This is a genomic window from Dyadobacter luticola, from assembly GCF_005860805.1.
Classification (GTDB): Bacteria; Bacteroidota; Bacteroidia; order Cytophagales; family Spirosomataceae; genus Dyadobacter; species Dyadobacter luticola.
On record NZ_VCEJ01000008.1, the window covers coordinates 256,817 to 270,549 of the forward strand.

15 protein-coding genes are annotated in these 13,733 nt (G+C 46.1%); 6 read left to right on the forward strand and 9 right to left on the reverse strand.

Features of this window, described 5'->3' with window-relative positions; translation table 11 throughout:
• Positions 1-78 precede the first annotated feature (78 nt).
• A complete protein-coding gene (locus FEN17_RS24915; protein WP_138368131.1) occupies positions 79-1,053 on the forward strand; it encodes a KpsF/GutQ family sugar-phosphate isomerase in 975 nt (324 codons plus the stop codon).
• Between the two features lie 6 nt (positions 1,054-1,059).
• Here the strand turns inward: FEN17_RS24915 and FEN17_RS24920 are convergent, their stop codons facing one another.
• The 5 genes from FEN17_RS24920 to rpmG all read right to left on the reverse strand — a co-directional run bounded on the left by FEN17_RS24920 (position 1,060) and on the right by rpmG (position 4,522).
• On the reverse strand, positions 1,060-1,536 hold the full coding sequence (locus FEN17_RS24920; protein WP_138368132.1) for a DUF4293 domain-containing protein: 477 nt from the start codon (positions 1,534-1,536) through the stop codon (positions 1,060-1,062).
• A 68-nt stretch (positions 1,537-1,604) separates the two neighbouring features.
• Complete coding sequence (rimO, locus tag FEN17_RS24925; protein WP_138368133.1) at positions 1,605-2,915, reverse strand: 30S ribosomal protein S12 methylthiotransferase RimO; 1,311 nt, start codon at positions 2,913-2,915, stop codon at positions 1,605-1,607.
• Between the two features lie 129 nt (positions 2,916-3,044).
• Positions 3,045-4,007 carry a signal recognition particle-docking protein FtsY gene (gene ftsY, locus FEN17_RS24930; protein WP_138368134.1) on the reverse strand — a complete coding sequence of 321 codons (963 nt, stop codon included), beginning with the start codon at positions 4,005-4,007 and terminating at the stop codon, positions 3,045-3,047.
• Positions 4,008-4,158: 151 nt separating this feature from the next.
• Complete coding sequence (locus FEN17_RS24935; RefSeq protein ID WP_015813059.1) at positions 4,159-4,311, reverse strand: DUF4295 domain-containing protein; 153 nt, start codon at positions 4,309-4,311, stop codon at positions 4,159-4,161.
• Between the two features lie 28 nt (positions 4,312-4,339).
• Positions 4,340-4,522, reverse strand: a complete 183-nt coding sequence (rpmG, locus tag FEN17_RS24940) for a 50S ribosomal protein L33 (protein ID WP_138368135.1) — start codon at positions 4,520-4,522, stop codon at positions 4,340-4,342.
• Positions 4,523-4,795: 273 nt separating this feature from the next.
• Between rpmG and FEN17_RS24945 the strand changes: the two genes are divergently transcribed.
• The 3 genes from FEN17_RS24945 (at position 4,796) to FEN17_RS24955 (ending at position 8,129) form a co-directional block, all read left to right on the forward strand.
• Positions 4,796-5,371 carry a c-type cytochrome gene (locus FEN17_RS24945; protein WP_138368136.1) on the forward strand — a complete coding sequence of 192 codons (576 nt, stop codon included), beginning with the start codon at positions 4,796-4,798 and terminating at the stop codon, positions 5,369-5,371.
• Positions 5,372-5,459: 88 nt separating this feature from the next.
• Entirely contained in the window at positions 5,460-6,956 is a 1,497-nt protein-coding gene (gene gatB, locus FEN17_RS24950; RefSeq protein ID WP_138368137.1) for an Asp-tRNA(Asn)/Glu-tRNA(Gln) amidotransferase subunit GatB, read from the forward strand.
• Between the two features lie 21 nt (positions 6,957-6,977).
• The gene (locus FEN17_RS24955) at positions 6,978-8,129 is read left to right on the forward strand and encodes a TlpA disulfide reductase family protein (RefSeq protein WP_138368138.1); all 1,152 of its coding nucleotides are present in this window, start codon (positions 6,978-6,980) and stop codon (positions 8,127-8,129) included.
• Between the two features lie 73 nt (positions 8,130-8,202).
• On the opposite strand, the gene FEN17_RS24960 is transcribed toward FEN17_RS24955, so the two are convergent.
• Positions 8,203-9,081 carry an NAD-dependent epimerase/dehydratase family protein gene (locus FEN17_RS24960; RefSeq protein ID WP_138368139.1) on the reverse strand — a complete coding sequence of 293 codons (879 nt, stop codon included), beginning with the start codon at positions 9,079-9,081 and terminating at the stop codon, positions 8,203-8,205.
• Between the two features lie 19 nt (positions 9,082-9,100).
• On the opposite strand from FEN17_RS24960, the gene FEN17_RS24965 reads away from it, so the two are divergent.
• Positions 9,101-10,111, forward strand: a complete 1,011-nt coding sequence (locus tag FEN17_RS24965; RefSeq protein WP_138368412.1) for a gliding motility protein GldB-related protein — start codon at positions 9,101-9,103, stop codon at positions 10,109-10,111.
• A 48-nt stretch (positions 10,112-10,159) separates the two neighbouring features.
• Complete coding sequence (locus tag FEN17_RS24970; RefSeq protein WP_171038005.1) at positions 10,160-11,245, forward strand: complex I subunit 1/NuoH family protein; 1,086 nt, start codon at positions 10,160-10,162, stop codon at positions 11,243-11,245.
• On the opposite strand, the gene FEN17_RS24975 is transcribed toward FEN17_RS24970, so the two are convergent.
• Genes FEN17_RS24975 through FEN17_RS24985 form a run of 3 tightly spaced genes read right to left on the reverse strand, consistent with a single transcriptional unit; the run spans position 11,242 to position 13,647 of the window.
• Complete coding sequence (locus FEN17_RS24975; protein WP_138368140.1) at positions 11,242-11,694, reverse strand: DUF3299 domain-containing protein; 453 nt, start codon at positions 11,692-11,694, stop codon at positions 11,242-11,244. The genes FEN17_RS24970 and FEN17_RS24975 overlap by 4 nt on opposite strands.
• Positions 11,695-11,752: 58 nt before the next feature.
• The gene (locus FEN17_RS24980) at positions 11,753-13,006 is read right to left on the reverse strand and encodes an ABC transporter permease (RefSeq protein WP_138368141.1); all 1,254 of its coding nucleotides are present in this window, start codon (positions 13,004-13,006) and stop codon (positions 11,753-11,755) included.
• Positions 13,007-13,020: 14 nt separating this feature from the next.
• On the reverse strand, positions 13,021-13,647 hold the full coding sequence (locus FEN17_RS24985; RefSeq protein ID WP_138368142.1) for an ABC transporter ATP-binding protein: 627 nt from the start codon (positions 13,645-13,647) through the stop codon (positions 13,021-13,023).
• Between the last annotated feature and the right edge of the window lie 86 nt (positions 13,648-13,733).

Genomic DNA, 13,733 nt, shown 5'->3' on the forward strand with positions numbered 1-13,733 from the left:
TTATCCCCAAACTTCTTTATCTTTGCTTTTTTTGAAATGAATTTTGACGATTCTATCCCCTTAAACTGTGTTTCAGATTTGAAATTAATAAAAAATATTCAGTCAATAGCAAAAGAAGTAATACGGCAGGAGGCAGAAGCTTTGCATAAAATTATTGAACTGATAGATGATGAATTTGAAAACTGCGTATATGCTATTTTGAACTCCGGAGGGCGTGTTGTGATTTCCGGAGTGGGTAAAAGTGCGATCGTCGGACAGAAAATCGTAGCCACCCTCAACTCTACCGGAACACCCGCACTTTTCATGCACGCCGCCGATGCGATACATGGCGATCTGGGTATGATCCAAGACAATGATATCGTGTTAGTAATTTCCAAAAGCGGGGATACTGCGGAAATTAAAATGCTGGTACCGCTGCTCAAAAGGATCAATGTTACCATGATCGCAATGGTCAGTAACAGAGACTCTTACCTTGCTAGAAATAGTCAGTTTGTGCTGCATGCACAGGTTTCGAAAGAAGCCGACCCGCTTAATCTCGCACCTACGACAAGCACTTCCGTCACGATGGCGCTCGGCGATGCGCTGGCGATTTGTTTACTGGAAGCCAGAGGGTTTACCCATGATGATTTTGCCAAATTTCACCCTGGCGGTTCGCTGGGTAAAAGGCTTTATCTGAAAGTCTGCGACATTTACCCGCACAACGAACTTCCGATGGTGCCGGCAAGCGCAACATTACAGGAAGTGATCCTGGAAATGACTTCCAAAAGATTAGGGGCAACCGCCGTAAAAATGGCTGACGATCAAATGATTGGCATCATTACCGACGGAGATTTGCGCCGCATGCTAAAAGAACATCAGGGGACCAGGATCCTGACATTAACGGCAGCAGATATCATGACAAAATCCCCCATTTCCGTCTCGCCGGACGAATATGCCGTGAAGGCGCTGGAAATCATGCAGGCAAAAAGTATTACCCAGCTTGTGGTCGTGGAGGAAGGAAAAGTCCTGGGTTTCGTGCATTTGCACGATTTACTGCGAGAAGGTTTGGTCTAGCGCAGGCTACCGGAAACGCTTCGATTGCTGCACTTCGCGCTCGTCTTTCCTGATGAAACGGTTGGCAAAAACATTGGCCAGCATTGCACCCACCAGACCGTAAAAACCGATATCATATTTGCCTGGAAGTTCAGGATCAAACAATTTCGCGGTTTTATAAAAAGTGAAATAAATGACCAAACCCATGATAACGGTCATCAATATAGAATTCACCGCACACAGCGCAGATTGCAACACACGGTTGCGAAATTGAAAGATCGTATAAGCCGCCACGCCCGCCACCAGCACCGCCAGAATGATCAGATAATAAACCGGCTGAATATTTGACTGGGTTTCGCTTACCTGATGCGTCAGTTTTAATGCAGTCAATTCTGCATGCTGTACGCCCGCCAGCGCAACTTTATTCCAGATCGGGAAGGCAATAAAAAGCCCCATACCGACGATTGTGATGGCTAAAAAAATGGATTGGATTCGTTGTAACATGTGTTAATCTATGCTTGAATGTTTTTATTGGTCAAATTTAAGAAGGCCGCGCTAGCAGAAAAAGGGAATCAGGTAATCACTTCGCCATACAAATCAAATTCCTCCGCGGCTGTAATTTTCACTTGCGCAAAATCTCCAAGCCTCACATACTGACTTGCCGGTACAAGTACCTCATTATCAACTTCGGGTGAATCAAATTCCGTACGGCCGATAAAATGTCCGCCTTCTTTCCGGTCAAAAAGCACTTTGTAAGTATTGCCGATTTTCTGCTGGTTCAATTCGTACGAAATGCCTTGCTGCAATTCCATGATAGCATCGGCGCGCTCCTGCTTGATTTCTGCCGGAATGTCATCGGGCATGGTGTAAGAATGTGTGTTATCCTCATGCGAGTACTGAAATGCGCCCAATCTGTCGAACCGCATCTTTTCAACAAACTCATAAGTTTCATCAAATAACGATTCAGTCTCGCCCGGGTGCCCTACGATCAATGTGGTTCTTAATGTAATTCCAGGCACTTTCTCACGGATCGACCAGATGAGCGACTCCGTTTTTTCGCGGGTAATTCCCCGCCTCATCGATTTCAGCATTTCCGTCGAGCCTGATTGCAGGGGCATATCCAGGTACTTGGCAATGTTGCTCCGCTCGTTCATTACGTCCAGCACATCCATCGGAAATCCGGCCGGATAAGCATATTGCAGCCTGATCCACTCAATACCTTCCACATCGGAAAGTTGGGCGAGCAGGTCGGAAAGGTTTCTTTTTTTATAAATATCAAGACCATAATAAGTCAGGTCCTGCGCGATGAGTATCAGCTCTTTAGTACCTCGTTTGGCGAGCGATTTTGCCTCTTTCACAAGCTCGTCGATCGGTCTGGAAACGTGGCCGCCGCGCATGATCGGGATAGCGCAAAAACTGCACGGACGGTCACAGCCTTCGGCAATTTTCAGGTATGCGTAATGTGCGGGAGTTGTGAGCAGGCGCTCACCTACGAGTTCGTGCTTATAATCTGCTTTGAGTGTTTTGAGCAGCCGAGGAAGTTCGTTTGTTCCAAACCAGGCGTCAACAGTTGGGATTTCTACCGAGAGTTCGTCCTTGTAACGATGTGACAAACAGCCAGTAACATACACTTTGTCCACGATTCCGGCCGCCTTTGCATCGGCGTATCGCAGGATGGTATTGATCGATTCCTCTTTTGCATTATCGATAAATCCGCAGGTATTGATCACAACAATCTGCGAATCATCTTTCTTGGATTCATGCGCTACCGCAAATCCGTTTCCTTTGAGCTGTGTGTAAAGTACCTCCGAATCCACCAGGTTCTTGGAACAACCCAGGGTAACTATATTGACTTTATTCTTGATTATTCCTTTGGTTTTCATTGGAGAGTAGCTGCGAGCGACTGGCTTTCAGCTATATGTGTTAAATGAAAAATAATGCAATTCCTGTATCAGCGAATCAATTGACTGTGAACCGCTAAACGGGCCGCAAAGTTCGGGAAAATCTAATTGTTAGCCAATCTTTTTAAACAGAGAATCCACAAACTCGCCACGGTCGAAAACCTGCAAGTCGTCCATTTTTTCGCCTACGCCGATGTATTTGACGGGGATTTTAAATTCGTCGGAAATGCCGATTACGACGCCTCCTTTGGCGGTGCCGTCGAGTTTGGTGATGGCGAGAGCCGTGATATCGGTTACTTTGGTGAATTCTCTGGCCTGGATTACAGCATTTTGTCCTGTGCTTCCGTCTAAAACGAGCAAAACCTCATGCGGCGAATCGGGGATGATCTTTTGCATCACGCGCTTGATCTTCGATAACTCATTCATGAGGTTGACCTTGGTATGCAAGCGGCCGGCGGTATCAATAATGATCACGTCCGCGCCGATTTCTATGCCTTTTTTCAAAGCATCATAAGCCACTGCCGAAGGATCGGTGTTCATGCCGTGGTCGATCACCGGAACATTCACGCGTTTTCCCCATAATTTCAGCTGGTCCACAGCCGCTGCGCGGAAGGTATCTGCAGCACCCAGCACCACCTTATGGCCCCGCTGATTGAACTGATGCGCCAGTTTACCAATCGTCGTCGTTTTTCCAACACCATTTACGCCCACCACCATAATTACGTAGGGTTTGGGTAAATGTTCGGTTTCGAAACTATCCTTAATGTCAACGGATTTATTTTCAGTAAGTAATGCGGCGATTTCGTCCCGAAGAATGTTGTCGAGCTCCGCAGTGGTGGCATATTTATCACGGGCTACGCGTTCTTCAATCCGACGGATTACCTTCACGGTAGTCTCGACACCCACATCGGAGCTGACGAGAATATCTTCCAGCTCATCGAGCACCTCTTCATCGATAGTCGTTTTGCCGACGATCGCCCGGGAAAGTTTGCCGAAGAAGCTGTCTTTGGTTTTTTCGAGACCTTTATCTAATGTTTCCTTTTTTTCCTTTGAAAAAAAATCAAATAAACCCATAGTGCTAATGTTAGAGGCTCAAAAATAAAACAAAAAAGTCCCAAAAAGGGACTTTTCATTTTCAATATCACGCTTCGCCTTCGCTTAGTATAATAATATCATTTTTAATTGTGCTACGGACCAACATTGTCAGTCTGAGCGCAGTCGAAGACTAGTTTTTCAAAGCGCCTTGAACACCGTCAAGGGGTACGATCTCTTCTTTGAAGGTATAAGCTCCGGTTTTAGGAGATTTTACGGCTTTAATTACTTTCGCAAATGCTTTGCCGCCTTCTTTTTTCAGGGTAGCAACTACTTTCTTTGCCATGTCGGTATATATTAAAGTTTAAAAAAACTTATTTAATTTCTTTGTGAACGGTATAACGTCTCAGGAAAGAATTGAATTTTTTCAACTCCATACGGCCTGGCGTATTTTTCCGATTTTTTGTCGTCACATAACGTGACATACCTGGAACACCGCTTTGTTTTTGTTCTGTGCACTCCAGTATGACCTGTACTCTATTGCCTTTCTTAGCCATTTCTTTTATTCGTTTTACAAATAGGAGTGCAAAAGTAACAACATGAAATGTAAATCACAATATTATCATTTAAATAAAACCTAAAATTTGTAAAGTTTCCCTCCTGATCGCGTCTGTTAATGTGTTGTATAGCAAAAGAGTATCTTTTCAACATTGGCCAAAGGCCCGTAATTTATGCTGGGTATATGAAGGAAATCTAAGTCAAACTTAGTTTCTTCGTGTGATGATTTAATCTCAACCTTAATCTGGCGGAATTCTTAAAAATTGAAAACAATGACACTTAAACTCAGTACTTCCCGGGCATTTATCGCCCTCGCGGTTGCTTTCTGCATCGGCTGTTCGTCCAAGGAGGATCGCGACAAGTACAATACTTTCTACGGATCGGAAAGTAAGGCCAGGGAAGAATCGGCGCTTGTAAAGCTTCAAAACGACAGAAAAAATCAACCTGAGCTGCCAGCAGCTGCACCTGCTGCCGCACCCGCAGCATCACCTGCCGATTCATCGCGCGGAAAATCTGCTGATACTACCAAAGCTGCCGGTGCTGAAACTGCCACCGCAGCCCCGGCTGCCGCAGCTCCGGCTGCCGCACCAAAACGCAAGCCTGTTCCTGCTGATGTTTTGGCATTGCTGAACAAGCACGCATGTTTTGCATGTCACCAGGCTTATGATAAAGTGATCGGGCCGGCTTACTCGGAAGTGGCCAAGAAGAAATATACGCCGGATCAAATCGTAGAATTGGTACACAGCCCAAAACCGGAACATTGGCCTGGTTACCCTCCGATGGCACCACTGGCGCACGTTCCGAAAGCGGATATCGTTGTGATTGCCAACTGGATCAACGGTTTATAAGTCAACATTCCATACCGCATAAAATACGGGCCGTCCACAACTTGGACGGCCCGTATTTGTATCTTTGCGAAAGCATTAACACAATATTATGATTCAAAACGCCCTCCGACCTTCTGACATCAGCGATGAAATTTTGGCTGGTTATGAAACGGTTATTGGCCTGGAAGTACATTGCCAGCTGCAAACCGAGTCGAAGCTATTTGCCAGGGATTACAATCTTTTTGGCGCGGAACCGAATACCAACATTGGCCCGCTCACACTCGCCTTACCGGGAACATTACCCAAAGTCAATAAAAAAGCCATCGAGTACGCGGTCCGCCTGGGCCTAGCCTGCGGCTGCTCGATCAGCAAAAAAACCATTTTTGACCGTAAAAATTATTTTTATCCCGATCTGCCAAAAGGTTACCAGATTTCACAGGATAAAAAGCCGATCTGTGAAAATGGCGGTGTGACGATTTCGATAAAAGGTGCACATAACCAGTTAGTTGAGAAGACAATCCGCTTTCACCACATTCATTTAGAAGAAGACGCGGGGAAATCGGTGCATGACGGAAGCTATACTGAAACATTGCTGGATTATAACCGTGCGGGCACGCCGCTGGTGGAAATGGTATCCGAGCCTGATCTGAGATCGGCGGAGGAAACCGGGGCATTTGTGACGGAAATCCGGAGATTGGTGCGATACCTGCAAATCAGCGATGGAAATATGGAAGAAGGCTCGCTGCGCTGCGATGTGAATGTTTCTGTGCGTAAAAATGGCGCGCCGGCATATGGTACCAAGGTGGAAATCAAGAACATGAACTCGATCCGCAACATGATGCGGGCGATCAGCTTTGAGGAAAGACGTCAGATAGCATTGCTGGAAAATGGGGAGCAAGTGTTGCAGGAAACGAGAATGTTCGACGTCGAAAGCGGCCAGACTTACGGCATGCGGGTGAAAGAAACCATGAATGATTATCGCTATTTTCCTGATCCCGACCTGGGTCCGGTGGTGATTTCGGAAGAATGGCTTTCGGAAATCCAGCAAAGCATGCCAGCATTGCCGCATGAGCTGCGTGAAAAATTCGTGAGCCAATATGGCATCCCGGCTTACGACGCCGTGGTTTTAACTGATACAAGAGAACTGGCTATCTATTTTGAAGCAGTTTGCGCCAATACAAATGCCTACAAATCAGCTTCGAACTGGCTGATGGGGCCGGTTAAGTCTTTTTTAAATGAGCACGAAGGCAACATTGAACGTTTCCCGATCGGCGCAGCAAACCTGGCAGCATTGATCGAGCTGGGCGAATCGGGCGTTGTGAGCCATTCTGTGGCTACGCAAAAGATTTTCCCGGTGATGTTGACCGAGCCTGCACGTTCTCCCAAAGACATTGCGGAGGCAAATAACTGGTTGCAAAACAGCAATACAAACGAGCTGGAATCGTTGGTAGATGAGGTAATTAGCGTGATGCCGGATAAAGTTTTCGCTTATAAAAAAGGTAAAAAGGGGCTGATCGGCTTGTTTGTGGGAGAAGTGATGAAGAAATCGAATAACACGGCTGATCCCAAACTTGTCAACCAGCTTTTGGCCAAGAAACTGATCTAGTCACACATTTTATCAAGCATTATGAAGGGTTTTATCAAAGAGAGTATCTTTCTGGCAGTGACCGTTTTTGCAGGCTTCTCGTCTCTGGCGCAGCTAGCCCCGAAGAATTTTACAGTTTCGGGCAAAGTAAAAAACGGATCAAAAGGCGAGAAAGTGATTCTATCTCAGTCGGTTGTCGGCGGGCCAGCCATTAAACTGGATTCTGCGCAACTCGCAGCAGACGGAAGTTTTGCGCTTAAATCCACTGAAAAAGACCGCGGCAGTTTTTTTACATTAAATATTGCTGATCGTCAAAAAGTGGTGCTCCTGGTAGAAGGCGGTGAAAATTTCAATGTACTGGCCGACGGCACGAGTAAGGATAGCAAAGGAAACGGCGGAAAAGCGGAAGTGACCGGCTCGAAAAACATGGAATACTACGCGAAAGTGGATCATTTGATGCAAAACTTCGCAGCAAAAGTGACCAAGTGGAATGAGGACTACGCCGCAGCCGAGGAGAAAAAGGATGCTAAAAAAATTGCGGAAATCCAGCAGGCTTTTGCAGCCGCGGATCAGGAGCGGATCAATGTCATTAAAGGGTTAATCCCTGAAATGGGTACTTCGCTGGTGGCACTTTTTACAGCTAACAATTTCCTGCGTCCGGAGAATGATCTGGAAACATTGAAAAAGCTGGCGGATAATTTTGGAAAAGTGGATCCAATTCCCACATTAGCAAAGAGTTATATTGGTCAAATTAAACGCATTGCCGGTTTGGCAGTAGGTGAAATGGCGCCCGATTTTACATTGACCAGCCCTGAGGGAAAGCCAGTAGCCTTGTCGTCCCTGCGCGGAAAATTTGTGCTGATCGATTTCTGGGCATCTTGGTGCGGACCCTGCCGGATGGAAAATCCGAATGTGGTGCGGATGTATGATAAGTTCAAAGACAAAGGTTTTGACATTTACGGCGTCTCGCTCGACGATAATGAAAAGGCCTGGAAAACGGCCATCAGCCGGGATAACCTGAAATGGCAGCATGGTTCTGAATTGAAAAAATGGAACTCCGGTGTTGCGCAAACGTATGGCGTGAATGCGATTCCAGCCACATTTCTGCTGGATAAGGATGGCAAGATCATCGCGAAAAACCTGCGCGGCCCGGATCTGGAAAGCAAGCTGACAGAGTTGCTAGGAGCTCAGTAATATTCATTTTGGTTAAAATAATGCAAAAATCCGCGGGGCTACCTGCGGATTTTTTTGTTTTCTCAGTTCACTTTTAAAGTGTGTCTTTGATCGAATAAAAGAAGTTGAGCGGATCAGGATAAAGTAAAGAATAGGAGAAATCTTTATCAAGTTTTTCCCCTGAAATCACTTTAAAAGCGGGCTTCTCAGCATTTTGTGCATAAGTGGGTGCTTCCCAGCCAAACTGGTCGCAAGATTTCTGATAAATTTCCGCCCGTGTCGGGTGGTGCGGCGCAACAATGTTATACGTTTCGTTTTTTAAACCTTTCTCAATCATTATTGCCAGAATAGTCGCAGCATCGTCGCGGTGGATGTAATTGACTGGGATTTCACCAGTTAGCATATTTTTCTGGCCCTGCACATACTTGCCCGGAATCCGGTTGTAGCCCAGCAAACCTGCCAGCCTGGCGATCGTCACATTTCTTTCAGGACTTAATGCCTGAACCAGATTTTCGGCCAGGACCATTTCAGGAGAAGCGGAATGTTCGGGTTTAGTGACATCAGTTTCCGACATTACACGGTTCAGGTCGGGATAAACGCTGGTCGAGCTGATGAACAAAATGTCCGTTATTTCAGATGCTTGTATTTTTTCGACTACCGCCTCAATTTGTTTTGGATAAAATCCCGGCTCGTTTTTTGTCAGTCGTGGAGGCAAGGAAATGACGAGCGTGTCCACTTTAAAAAAATTTTCATTGTCCTCATTTTGGTCTGGAAAGCCGGGGTTCAAATCAAATAGATGGGCCTCAATTCCGTTGTTAGCAAATTTGAATACTTTCTCCATGGAAGTCGTACTGCCTCTGATTTCCTGCGTACTAGGCTGGCGGCGCAGGCGTTGAGCTAATGAAAATCCAAGCCAGCCACATCCCAGGATGCTTATTCGTTTTTTTTCTACTTTTGAACCGCTGTCTGTCATGTCACTTACCTTTGGTCGAATGTATTATTTGAGAAACTTTATCCTTTTTTCTGCTTCAATACTTTTCTTTTTCTCCTGCAAAACAAACAGCAAAAAGGAAGCAGATACTAATTCGGCGGAAATAAATTTGGTGTCCGAAAATCTCGACCAGGAATTGTTTGCCTGCAAGTCGGTTGCCGAAGTGCAAAATTTGCTGGATAGACACCCGGCTGTCTCAAAATTTTACTTCGTCGATTCCGGCGTCGACTCTACCAAACTGGCAGCGCATCTCTTTAACATTTCTCAAAATCCTGATTTACAGACATTCAGGCAGCAACTGGATTCTCTTATCGGGGATAGAAATACTGAAATCATCAAGCCGCTCGCCGCAGCATTTAAGCAAATCAAACATTACTATCCTGGCATCCAGGTCCCGAAAATTCAGTTTATGGTGACAGGCTTTACAGGAAACGATCTGTACATATCTGATTCTGTAATTGTTATTGGCCTCGATTATTTTGGTGGACCGGCTGCAAGGTATCGTCCCAATGTTTTTGATTACCAGCTCAGAAGATACCGGAAAGAATACATTGTGCCTTCAATTGTATTTTTTGAGTCAAACAGGTTCAATAATGTTGACGCAGGCGATCAGAGTTTACTGGCAGATATGGTAGGATACGGGAAGGGTTATGAGTTTGTAAAACAGGTCATGCCGGACACGCCCGACAGCCTGATCATTGGGTACTCGGAAGAAAATCTCAGACGTACCTATAATAGTCAGCTGGACATTTGGAGTTACTTTATTTCCAGCAAATTGCTGTACGAAAAAAGTGACCTGGTCAAGCGGAAATACATTGAAGAGCGCCCTTTTACGACCGAGATCGGTGCCAAAGTCCCTGGCGCGATTGCCCGCTGGGTGGGCTGGCGCATTGTCAGCAGTTACATGGCGCGGAACCCGGATACCACATTGCCGCAACTGATGGAAATCGGAAATCCTGCGCGCATTTTACAGGAATCAGGTTATAAAGGCCAGCCGGACGAAGAGGAGTAAGTTTTTTGGTTAGTTTTGCAACATTCACATGACCGCGATTCACGTTTGATACCGTTTACACTCATATTTTTCCTGCTTTTCGTTCCCGGATTTGTAGTCATCGGCGTGTATCTCGAACGCAAAGTGTCGGCATTTATTCAGGACAGGATGGGGCCGATGGAAGTGGGTAAATGGGGGTTGCTTCAACTCTTTGCAGATTTGCTTAAACTGCTTCAAAAGGAGGACATTGTACCCAAAGCTGCCGACAGAAGCCTTTTTCTCGTCGCACCTTTCGTGATATTTCTTTCCGTATTTACCGGTTTTGCAGTAGTTCCCCTCGCACCCGATCTGGCTGGCTCCGGCGCGGCGGTCGGCGTTTTTTTTCTGCTGACGATTGTTTCCATTGATGTAGTAGGCTTGCTGATGGCGGGGTGGGGGTCTAACAATAAATTTGCGCTTTTTGGCGCGATGCGGGCCGTCGCACAAATCATTTCCTATGAAATCCCGCTGGGACTTTCGATTCTTTGCGTGGTGATGTTAACTCAAACATTGGATCTTCAACTGATCAGCTACCAGCAGGGGATTTATGCCAACGAAACAACTTATTTATTCGGAATGAGGCAGTTAGGAATTGAGGTAAATGCGGTGGGTGGATTTCTCTCCTGGAACATTATCCGAAACCCATTTCTGCTGCTGGCCTACATAATCTTTTTTATTGCCTCTCTGGCTGAATGTAACCGCGCTCCTTTTGACCTTCCAGAGGGCGAATCTGAGCTGGTAGCCGGTTTTCATACCGAATATTCAGGGATGCGGTGGGCGCTTTTTATGCTTTCCGAATACGGCATGATGCTGCTCGTATCTCTGCTCGGCGCGATCCTTTTTCTTGGAAGCTGGAACACGCCTTTCCCAAACATTGGACCGATAAAACTGGCCGACTGGACCAGCGGCGAGCCAGGTACCTGGTTCGGCTACCTCACAGGAATTTTCTGGATTTTGAGTAAAGCCATGCTGGGAATCCTGATCCAGATGTGGGCGAGATGGACATTGCCGCGTCTCCGTGTGGATCAGCTGATGTATCTTGGCTGGAAAGTACTCACGCCGGTGGGACTGGTATTGTTCTTTATTTCAGGGATCTGGCGGCTTGTCGGGATTTAATTGGTGATCTCCGCGCTGTCCAGAATGTAGTTCATCTGGTAAATGTCGTCCGCGTTTAATTTCAATGTTCCTGTAAATGTCAGGCGCTCGTCTGTTTTAAATTTCCGTCCGTCTTTTTTCTTAAAATTCAATGTCATTACCGACTCCGGACCAGCGCCGCCGCAAAAAAAGCAGGCGCTGAAAGGAAATGCGGAAAGCACATACAAGTTTGCATCCAGATCGACCGGCAGAATGTATCCGGTGATGGAAACCTGCTGGTTTTTAAGCTTCTGCACATTTGGTCCGAATGTTGGATGCAACATATAAATTGATTCTTCCGGGTACCACTTCTTTTTAAAAGTCACATCGCGCAAAGTTTCCCAGGTAAGTTTCACCGGCTCCACGGTAGGCCGGAAAGCTGATAGTGAAGTGATTAAGAGAAAAAATAAGGCAACTTTTAAAGATTTCATTTGGGCGGAATTTTCGGGTTTCAAATGTTGAACCGGATTAACAAAATTACAGACATTATCATTCCTCGGCCAAAGTTCTCGAAATATTCAGCCTGTAAATGCCCAGGGAAGGAAGCGCCGCGGCCACCGCGCCGATGAATAATGCGCCGAAAAACAGGAAAACTTCTTCTTTCAAAAGACCAAATCCTTTGAGAGAATAATGAAAATCCTGCTCCGCCGCGCTGGAAAACAACGATAATCCAACCCTGCTCAGCAAAATCCCTGCAAAATAACCGACCACTGCCAGCAGCAATCCTTCAATTAATAACATTAAAAAAAGTCGCGTGCGGGTAGCCCCCATAGATAACATTAAAGCCATTTCGTATTTTCTTTCTTTCAAAGAGTTATAGAGGGAAACAAAAACGCTCACGCCTGCAATGCCGATAATGATCATCGCCAAAGCTCTCAATGTTTCAATCCCGACTCCCAACAGAGAAAACAGGCGGCTGATTTCAATGCTGGGCAAGGCAGCCTGCATGGATGTGTTATCATTGATCTGCCGTGGGATTGTCAGCAAACCCATCGGGTTTCGAAATTGCACTAATGCGCTGGTCACCTGCTTGTTCTCCTCGTCCGGCTCTGGCTCGGCTTGTCCCGGAAGTGGCTTGTGATGTTCTTCGTGCGACTTTTCAGACGATCCTTTTGAATGTTCTTCCGCATGTTCATGGATGTCCCAAACACTTGACAATCGGGTCAGTATCAGCTGGTCAACCACACTACCGTTTGGCGAGAAAATGCCGGTAACCTTGTATTTTTTCTCCCCATGCTTTTCTCCTGCCTGGTCGAGACCGTGTGCGCTTGAAAACTGGTCACCAACTTTCAAATTGGTCATTCTGGCAACTTTATTACCGATCGTCACTTCCAAGGAAGCATTGTAAACCTGGCCCTGCGCAAGCTTCGCGCCGAAATGTTCGATATACTTTGGGGTTGTGCCCACAATCCTGAAACCCTGAAAATTATCACCCATAGAAAGCGGGATCACAGTTTTTACAAACGGATTTCTGCGCAAAGCATTCACTTCCGCCAGAGGCACATTGCCCGTCGGCGCATCGATTTGGTAAATACTGGAAAGGATTAGTTGCAGTGGGCTTCCCTTGGCACCGACGACCATATCAATTCCCTTGATATTTTTCCTAAATTGTTCGTCCAGCTGCTTATTCAGCAAGAGGAGCAGGGATATCATGCCGATTCCCAGAGTAAGCAGCAGCGCGCTCAGAAAACTGTTGAGCTTTTTTTCCTTGAGATTCGCGAGACTGATCTTTAACAAATTCATTCCCAATGTATTATTTACAAAATCACCTGATTTGAAAACTCGTCTTTCAGTCGCTGGTCGTGCGTAACTACCACAAGACTTGCGCCGATAGACGCCGACTGGGCTTTAAGGAGCTGAATTACTTTCTGGCAGTTTACGTCATCGAGGTTCGAGGTAGGTTCGTCGGCCAGGATCACATTTGGGTTGTTCATCAGCGACCGGGCAATGCTCACGCGCTGCTGCTCTCCCTGACTTAGCTGGTGTGTTTTTTTAGATAAATGCTCGGTAAAACCCAGCTGCTCCGCCAGTTGCACTGCTTTTACTTTATCCTGTTTTTGATTAACCAAAAAGTTGGGAAGCAGCAGGTTATCCAGCACAGATAATGCACTTACAAAATGTGGACGCTGGTAAATGATCCCAATGTTTCGGGCCCTGAGACTCGTCAATTCTTCCTGAGAAAGTGCGTTACTGGACTTATCTGCAATCCGTACTTCACCAGATTCGGGTTTCAGAAGAAGCGCCAGCAAATGCAGCAAAGTGGTTTTCCCACGGCCAGATTGACCGAGTATCAGTAATGTTTCCTTATTGCCGCATTGAATGTCGGGAAAGCTGAATTTTTTCTGAGGTGAGTACGAAAAGCGGAGATTGCGGCTCGAAATCATTGCTAAAATCTTTTTTGCGTACACAATGATAAGGAAGATTTGTATCCCTGCCGGAAAAAAGAAGAGGCCTACAAATAAATTTTGGC

Coding starts and splice junctions, on each gene's coding strand:
- FEN17_RS24920 (WP_138368132.1), bottom strand. CDS start 1,536: ATGTTACAACGAATCCAATCCATTTTTTTAGCCATCACAATCGTCGGT.
- rimO (WP_138368133.1), bottom strand. CDS start 2,915: ATGAAAACCAAAGGAATAATCAAGAATAAAGTCAATATAGTTACCCTG.
- ftsY (WP_138368134.1), bottom strand. CDS start 4,007: ATGGGTTTATTTGATTTTTTTTCAAAGGAAAAAAAGGAAACATTAGAT.
- FEN17_RS24935 (WP_015813059.1), bottom strand. CDS start 4,311: ATGGCAAAGAAAGTAGTTGCTACCCTGAAAAAAGAAGGCGGCAAAGCA.
- rpmG (WP_138368135.1), bottom strand. CDS start 4,522: ATGGCTAAGAAAGGCAATAGAGTACAGGTCATACTGGAGTGCACAGAA.
- FEN17_RS24945 (WP_138368136.1), top strand. CDS start 4,796: ATGACACTTAAACTCAGTACTTCCCGGGCATTTATCGCCCTCGCGGTT.
- gatB (WP_138368137.1), top strand. CDS start 5,460: ATGATTCAAAACGCCCTCCGACCTTCTGACATCAGCGATGAAATTTTG.
- FEN17_RS24955 (WP_138368138.1), top strand. CDS start 6,978: ATGAAGGGTTTTATCAAAGAGAGTATCTTTCTGGCAGTGACCGTTTTT.
- FEN17_RS24960 (WP_138368139.1), bottom strand. CDS start 9,081: ATGACAGACAGCGGTTCAAAAGTAGAAAAAAAACGAATAAGCATCCTG.
- FEN17_RS24965 (WP_138368412.1), top strand. CDS start 9,101: ATGTATTATTTGAGAAACTTTATCCTTTTTTCTGCTTCAATACTTTTC.
- FEN17_RS24975 (WP_138368140.1), bottom strand. CDS start 11,694: ATGAAATCTTTAAAAGTTGCCTTATTTTTTCTCTTAATCACTTCACTA.
- FEN17_RS24980 (WP_138368141.1), bottom strand. CDS start 13,006: ATGAATTTGTTAAAGATCAGTCTCGCGAATCTCAAGGAAAAAAAGCTC.
- FEN17_RS24985 (WP_138368142.1), bottom strand. CDS start 13,647: ATGATTTCGAGCCGCAATCTCCGCTTTTCGTACTCACCTCAGAAAAAA.